We start from the raw sequence: 7,358 nt of genomic DNA on the forward strand, positions 1-7,358 counted from the left end.
TGCGGCGAAGGGCGACGAACTGCACGGCGGAGGCGAGGACGATGAGGGCGAAGAAGACGTAGGCGATGGCGGAGGCGTAGCCGAGGCGGTAGCCGGTGAAGCCCATGTCGTAGAGGTACTCGACGACGGGACGGGTGGAGCCGTCGGGCCCGCCCTTGGTGAGCAGGTACACCTGGTCGAAGACCTTCAGCGAGGCGAGGATCTGCAGCACCGTGACCACGCCGATGACGCGCCGCAGTTGCGGGAGCGTCACGTGCCACAGCCGCCGCCAGGCGCCGGCGCCGTCCAGGGCCGCCGCCTCGTACAGGTGGTCGGGCACGGCTTGCAGCGCGGCCAGGAACAGCAGGAAGTTGAAGCCGACGGTCCACCACAGGGTGGCGATCACGATGGCGTACAGGGCGACGGACTCGTCGCTCAGCCAGGCGTAGCCGTCCAGCCCGACCGCCCGCAGCAGGTGGTTGTAGAGGCCGAGGTCCGGCTGGTAGAGCCAGCCCCACAGCAGGCCGATCACACCGACCGGCAACAGGTACGGGGCGAAGAACGCGAGCCGCCACACCCACTGTCCGGGCAGTCCGGTGTACACCAGCAGGGCCATGCCGAGGGCGACGACCACCAGGGGCGCGGTGGAGACGAGGGTGAACCACACGGTGTGCCACATCGTGCGCCACATCTCGGCGTCGCCGAGGGCCTCCGCGTAGTTGTCCAGTCCGATGAAGGACGGGTCCCGGGCGGCGAGCGAGGTGTCGGTGAGGCTCATCCAGACGCCCTGCACCAGCGGCCAGAGCATGAAGAGGACGAACAGGACGAGGAACGGCAGGGCGAAGAGGAGTCCCGGGGAGAAGGCGCGGCGCGGTGTCGCGCCGGGTCCTCGGGCGGGGCGGGCGGCCTTCGGACGGCCGCGGGAAGCGAGTTCGGTGGACATCTGCTGCCTCCTTCGCGGCGGCTCAGGCCGGGCTGGGCTTGGAGAGGGCGGTGTTGATCCGCTGGACCATGGCGCGGGCGGCCCGGTCGGGCGCCAGGCCGTCGAGCATGGACTGCTGGAGCACCTGTGACATGGAGTTCTGGAAGTCGGATCCGGCTCCGGCGAACCAGACGGCGGGGTCGAGCACCACGTGGTCGGCCGCCGCCGCGTACCGTGCCTGCGGCTCCAGTCGTGCGTAGGCCCCGGTACGGGTCACCGGCCGGTACGCCGGGATGTGACCGGCCTTCGCCCAGGTCTGGCCGGCCTTGAGGATCGCGGCCACCGCCTGGTGGGTGCGCCTGCGGTGTGCCTCGTCGGGGCCGGGGCGGCGCGGCAGTACGAAGGAGTGGGAGTCGGCGTAGACCGCGGGGGTGCCGAACACCGTGGGGAAGGGCGCCGCCCCGATCTTCGGGTCGGCTGCCCGGAAGGTGCCGAGCTCCCATTCACCGGAGAGGATCATGGCGCTCCGGCTGTTGGTGAAGTCGGCGAGGGCCGCCGGGTAGTCGAGGCGGCGCGGGTTGGCGCGGCCGTCGACCAGTTTCTGCATGAAGGCGATGACCTCGGTCATCGCGTCGACGTCCGCCGTGACGGTGCCGCCGACGGGCAGGTCGAAGTCGTTCCCGGTCTGCCGGTAGAGCCCGTAGAACAGCCGCCAGCCCTGCGCCGTGTCGTTGACGTAGCCGAAGGCGATCCCCTGCCTGCCGGACGCCTTGGCCAGTTCCCGGCCGGCTTCGAGGAACCGCTCGGGGGTGGAGAAGGCGTCCTGGTCGAGGCTTCCGTCGCCGGTCAGCAGCCCGGCCTCGCGGACGGGGTCCGGGTGGTAGAAGACGATGAACGGGTGGGTGTCCAGCGGTATGGCGAACGTCCGGCCCCGGTACTGGGTGCGGCTCCACACGGCGTCGGCGAAGTCCTTCTCGCGGACGCCGAACTCGGCCAGCAGGTCGGTGTCCCAGGGGTCGAGCAGTCCCAGGGGGGCGTAACCCGCCAGGCGCGACATGTGGGAGACGGCGACGTCCGGGCCGCGCCCGCCGGCCGAGGCCATGGCGAGCTTGGTGTAGTAGGGCGTGCCCCATTCCAGCACGGTCCGCTCGACGCGGGTGCCGGGCATGTCGGACCCCGCCGTGTCGATCAGTTCGTCGAGCAGGGCGCCGTCGGCGCCGCTGAACAGGTCCCACATGCGCACGGTGCGCGGGTCCGACGAGGCCGCGGCGGAACCGCAGCCGGTGAGGGCTCCGCCGCCGAGGAGTGCGGCGGCGGAGGCCAGCGAGACGCGGAACAGGCCGCGTCGGGACGGCGCGGCGCGGTTTCCTCGCGGCCCGGCGGAGGCGGCCCGTGGGCCAGGCAGGTCGACCATGGCACTACCTTTCTCTACATCGTTGTACATCGCCGCCGGACGCTGCGGACGACATGCCGTGGGAGGGGCCCCGGTTCCGGTCGTCCGCCGGGCCGGGTGCGGTGCCGTCAGCCGGCGGATTCGCAGGCGGCCGCGCGCTGCTGGACGCGGCGCAGCACGGCGGTGTCGAACTTCTCGGCGCGGTCGAAGCCGTAGACGCCGTTGCGCTCCTGGAAGACGTCGGTGAGCTGCGTGTAGCAGTAGCCGAACATGTCCGGGTCGTCGAGCAGGACGTCCACCAGCCCGGTGAAACGGGCCAGGAACTCCTCGGTGCTGCGCGGCCGTTCGCCGTACCCCCAGGACGTCCCCCGCTCGTCGCCGGCGGCGGTCGCGGCCACGGCCGCGTCCCACCAGATGCCGCCGAACTCGCTGCAGAAGTAGGGCTGTCCGCGGTAGGGGACGGACCAGTCACGGCCGTCGGGGCCGGTGTTGACGTACGGGCGGTCCTCGGCGAGTCCGGCCATGGTCTCGGCGAAGGCCCGCGGGTCCTGCTCGTAGCAGTGCGAGTCGTAGACGTCGGTCTCCGCCACGCGGTGGGCGTAGCCGGAGGCGTCGATCACCGGGCGGCTGGGGTCGGCCTGCTTGGTGGCCAGGAACATCGCCCGCGTCACGTCGTCGAGCCCGGTGATCCGGTCGTGCAGGTTCTGGTAGGTCTCGTTCAGCGGGCACCAGCCGATGACCGACGGGTGGGAGTGGTCGCGTTCCAGGGCTTCCAGCCACTGGGCGACGTAACTGGCGTCGGGGCGCTGGTTGTCGTCGCGCACGCCGGTCTCGCAGCCCCAGTCGCCGAACTCGCCCCACACCAGGTAGCCGAGGCGGTCGGCGTGGTAGAGGTAGCGCTCCTCGAACACCTTCTGGTGCAGCCGGGCCCCGTTGAAGCCCGCCCGCAGCCCGAGTTCGATGTCGCGTACGAGGGCGGCGTCGGTGGGGGCGGTCATCAGGCCGTCCGGGTAGTAGCCCTGGTCGAGCACCAGCCGCTGGAACACCGGCTCGCCGTTGATCAGGACCCGCTTGCCGTGGAGGGCGACCGAGCGCAGTCCGGCGTACGACGTCGCCTCGTCGACGATTCCGCCGGCCGCGTCGACGAGCTGGAAGCGCAGGTCGTACAGGTGCGGGTCGGCCGGCGACCAGGTGCGCAACCGGTCCTCGGGCACGGTCAGCACCAGCCGGGGGCACAGGTCGAGGTCGGCGCGGGCGGAGGCGGACACGACCTCGCCGTGCTCGTCCGTGAGGACCGCCCGCACCCGGTGGCCCGGCAGGTTGCCGGTGACCGGGAGGTCGATGTGGAAGGAGCCCGAGCCCAGGTGGGGGGTGATCCGCGGGCGCTTGAGGCGGGCCGTGGCCGGCACCGGTTCGAGCCACACGGTCTGCCAGATCCCGGTGGTCCGGGTGTAGTGGCAGTGGGTGTTGGCGTACCAGGTGGCCTGCTTGCCGCGGGCCTGCGGGCCGTGCCGGGTGTCGCGGGCGCGGACCACGATCACGGCCTCCTCACCGGGCGCGGCCACCCCGCGCAGTTCCGCGGTGAAGGGGGTGAAGCCGCCGCGGTGGCGGGCCACCTCGGTGCCGTTGACCCAGACGGTGGCGTCGTGGTCCACCGCCCCGAAGTGCAGCAGTACGTCGTTGCCGGACCACTCGGCCGGGACGGTCACCGTGCGCCGGTACCAGACGGCCTCCATGAAGTCCGTGTCGCCGATTCCCGACAGTTCGGACTCGGGGCAGAAGGGCACGAGGATCTCGCCCGTGAGGTCACGGTCGCGCAGTCCGCGCTCCAGTCCGCTGTCCCCGCGGTCCGTCTCGAACTGCCAGCGGCCGTTGAGGTTCAGCCAGGCCTCGCGGACGAACTGGGGCCGGGGGTGCTCCGGACGCGGGACGTCCGGGGGCAGGGGCGTGCTCATGCTGCTCCTCATCAGTGCAGGTGCGCTGGGTACGGGGTCATGCGACCATACGATTACATCGATGTAAATGGCGGCGGCGGAAAGTTTTCGATGGAACGATTCACACCGCCCGCGGCCCGGTCCGGCGAAGCTGCCGTTACGATCCCGACAGGCAGCGGGAGGGACGAGAAGGGGAGCATGGGCAGGCCCAGGATCAAGGACGTCGCGGAGTACGCCGGCGTCTCGGCGAAGACCGTGTCGAACGTCCTCAACGACTACGAGCACGTCTCCGAGCGGACCCGGACCGCGGTGCGGGAGGCCATCGACGCGCTCGGCTACCGGGTCAACATCGCCGGACGGCAGCTCCGCCGGGGCCGCACGGGCATGGTCGCGCTGGCCGTGCCGGACCTGGACGTCGCCTATTTCGCCGAGCTGGCCCGGCACGTCATGGCGGAGACCGAACGCCGGGGCAGCACCACGCTGCTGGTCGAGACCGGCGGACGGCACGAGAAGGAACTGGCCGCGGTGCGCGGGTTCGACGCCCAGTTCACCGACGGCGTCATCCTCTCGCCGCTCGCCCTGCAACCCCGCGACCTGGCCGACCGTGACACCCGGCTGCCGCTGGTGCTGCTGGGCGAGTGCAACCTGCCCGGCAGCGCCGACCATGTCGCGATCGACAACGTGACGGCGGCGCGCGAGGCGACCGAGCACCTGCTGTCGCGGGGGCGCCGGCACATCGCGGTGATCGGCGGCGATCTGCACGGGTCGCGGAACACCAGCCGGCTGCGCACGGTCGGCCACCAGGAGGCCCTGGCCGCGGCCGGGATGGCGCTGCCGGACGAACTGGTCCATCCCGTGCCCGCGTTCCGCTGGGCCGACGGGGCAGCCGCCGCCCGCGCCCTCATGCGGCTGCCGGAGCCGCCGGACGCGATGCTCTGCCTCAACGACCACCTGGCGCTGGGCGCGATACGGGCCCTGCACGAGGACGGCTGGTCGGTACCGAAGGACCTCGACGTGGTCGGGTTCGACGACATCGAGGCCACCCGGTTCAGCATCCCCACCGTCACCACCGTCGCCCCGGACAAGCGGGGCATCGCGCGGCGGGCGGTGGAGCTGCTGCTGGACCGTATCGACGCGGACGGACCTGGTGGACCGGCGGTCGACGAGACGGCGGGGCACCGGCTGATCGTGCGGGAGAGTTCGGGAGGGTGAGGGGGCCGGTCCGGGCTGCTCCGGTCCGGGCCGGTCTGGTCCGAACCCGTCCGCCCGTGGGCGCGGGGCCGCTCCGGTGGACGGACGCCGTCGGCGAATCCGGCGGCAGGACGTCGACGGGAGCGAACCTCCCACCGGAACGGCCCGCCGACGGCATGTCCCCGGGAGTCCACTCCCGGCGTGACCCCGGCGCTCGCGTCCGGGAGGGGCCCGGCGGATCCTCCGACGGCGTCCGGTGGACGGCGCGGGTCCTCCGGGACGACACTTCCGGTGACGACCCCGGCGCCGGCGCCCGGGAGCCGTCCGGTCCGGTGAGGCCCGCGGGGCCGTTCCCGACACGTCCCCGTTCACGCCTTGTCAGTGTCACGAGACGGCATGTATAACGTTGTAAAACTTGAGCCCAGCGGCTCGGCGCACGGCTCATGGTGACGGCACGCATCCGCACCGACCAACCGAGTCGGGCCGCTCACGAAGGGATTGCCGTGCGGGTCAGCCTCAAGGACGTCGCCGCGCACGCGGGGGTCTCCATCAAGACCGTCTCCAACGTGGTGAACAACTACCAGCACGTCACCCCGGCCATGCGCGAGCGTGTCCAGCGGTCCATCGACGCGCTCGGTTACCGGCCCAACCTCGCCGCCAGGCATCTGAGGAAGGGGCGTACGGGCATCATCGCGCTCGCCCTGCCCGAACTCGGGAACCCCTACTTCGCCGAACTGGCCGCCTCCGTCATCGACGCCGCGTCCGAGCACGACTACATCGTGCTGCTCGACCACACCGGGGGCATGCGCGAGCAGGAGCTGCTGGTGAGCCAGGGCTTCCGGGCCCGGGTCATCGACGGACTCATCCTCAGCCCCATCGAGCTGGAGACCGAGGACCTGCGCGACCGCGCCCAGGACGTGCCGCTGGTGCTGCTCGGAGAGCGGGACTACGACCTGCCGTACGACCACATCGCCATCGACAACGTGGCCGCGGCCCGCGCCGCCGTCCGGCACCTGATCGGTCTGGGGCGCCGGGAGGTGGCGTTCATCGGGGCCCGGCGCGGACGCAGCGAGCCCGCGCAACTGCGCGTGCGGGGCTGGCGCGAGGAACTGACCGCCGCGGGGCTGTCGGCCGACGAGGGGCTCGTCGCCGCCACCGACGGCTGGGGACACGCCGACGGGGCACTGGCCATGAACCACATCCTCGACAGCGGACGGCGGCCCGACGCGGTGTTCGCCTACAACGACCCGATGGCGATCGGGGCGATGCGGGTGCTGCACGAACGAGGGCTGCGGGTACCGGAGGACATCGCCGTCGTCGGCTTCGACGACGTGATCGAGGGACGCTTCGGGGCGGTGACGCTCACGTCCGTGTCGCCGGACAAGGCCGCCATCGGCCGGCTGGCGGTGGAGTCGGTACTCGCCCGCCTCAACGACCGGGCGCCGGAGCCGCGCCGGATCTGGGCGGATTATCAACTCGCGGAACGAGAAAGCACGTTGGGGCGGCCTGCGACTGGGAAGGCGGCGGACGTCTGACGCGCCGGGCGGCCTCCGCGGCTTCGGAACGAACCTGCGCCGGGGGCGTGCCACCGCGTCCGCCTGCGCGTCGGCGGCACTCGCGACACGCCTGCGGCAGTGCCGTCGGGGTGGCCGACACCCTGAAACCCTCGAACGGGGCACGCCCTGACACGCCGAAGTCCTTGAGCAGGGACGCACCTTGACAGGCCGAGGCCCCTGAGCAGGGAAGCGCCCTGCCACGCCGAAGCCCCTGAGCAGGGAAGCGCCCTGCCCCTGACACGCCGACCGCCGGGCGGGAACACCGCGGCGACACTCGCGGAGGCGGGGCCGGCCCACGCTTGAACGCCCCTACGGCGCCGCCGCACGCCGGACCGGCCGGGCCGGGGCGAGTGAGCGCGCGGGCACGGGACACGCCCGCGGAG

At 72.2% G+C, this 7,358-nt stretch carries 5 protein-coding genes; 2 read left to right on the forward strand and 3 right to left on the reverse strand.

Annotation, left to right across the window (positions count from 1 at the left end; genetic code table 11):
• The 3 genes from B7767_RS18320 to B7767_RS18330 form a co-directional block, all read right to left on the reverse strand.
• The coding region (locus B7767_RS18320) for a carbohydrate ABC transporter permease (RefSeq protein ID WP_085573133.1) at positions 1–922 on the reverse strand (922 nt) is incomplete at its 3' end.
• 22 nt (positions 923–944) lie between these two features.
• Positions 945–2,315 carry an extracellular solute-binding protein gene (locus B7767_RS18325; protein WP_085573134.1) on the reverse strand — a complete coding sequence of 457 codons (1,371 nt, stop codon included), beginning with the start codon at positions 2,313–2,315 and terminating at the stop codon, positions 945–947.
• A 107-nt stretch (positions 2,316–2,422) separates the two neighbouring features.
• Complete coding sequence (locus tag B7767_RS18330) at positions 2,423–4,249, reverse strand: glycoside hydrolase family 2 protein (protein ID WP_085573135.1); 1,827 nt, start codon at positions 4,247–4,249, stop codon at positions 2,423–2,425.
• A gap of 177 nt (positions 4,250–4,426) precedes the next feature.
• Here B7767_RS18330 and B7767_RS18335 point away from each other — a divergent pair, with 177 nt between their 5' ends.
• Positions 4,427–5,440, forward strand: a complete 1,014-nt coding sequence (locus B7767_RS18335; protein ID WP_085573136.1) for a LacI family DNA-binding transcriptional regulator — start codon at positions 4,427–4,429, stop codon at positions 5,438–5,440.
• Positions 5,441–5,922: 482 nt separating this feature from the next.
• Positions 5,923–6,954, forward strand: coding sequence for a LacI family DNA-binding transcriptional regulator (locus B7767_RS18340; protein ID WP_085573137.1), 1,032 nt, complete (start codon positions 5,923–5,925; stop codon positions 6,952–6,954).
• The last annotated feature ends 404 nt before the right edge of the window (positions 6,955–7,358 follow it).

It is taken from the genome of Streptomyces sp. 13-12-16 (assembly GCF_002114215.1).
In the GTDB taxonomy this organism is placed as follows: domain Bacteria; phylum Actinomycetota; class Actinomycetes; order Streptomycetales; family Streptomycetaceae; genus Streptomyces.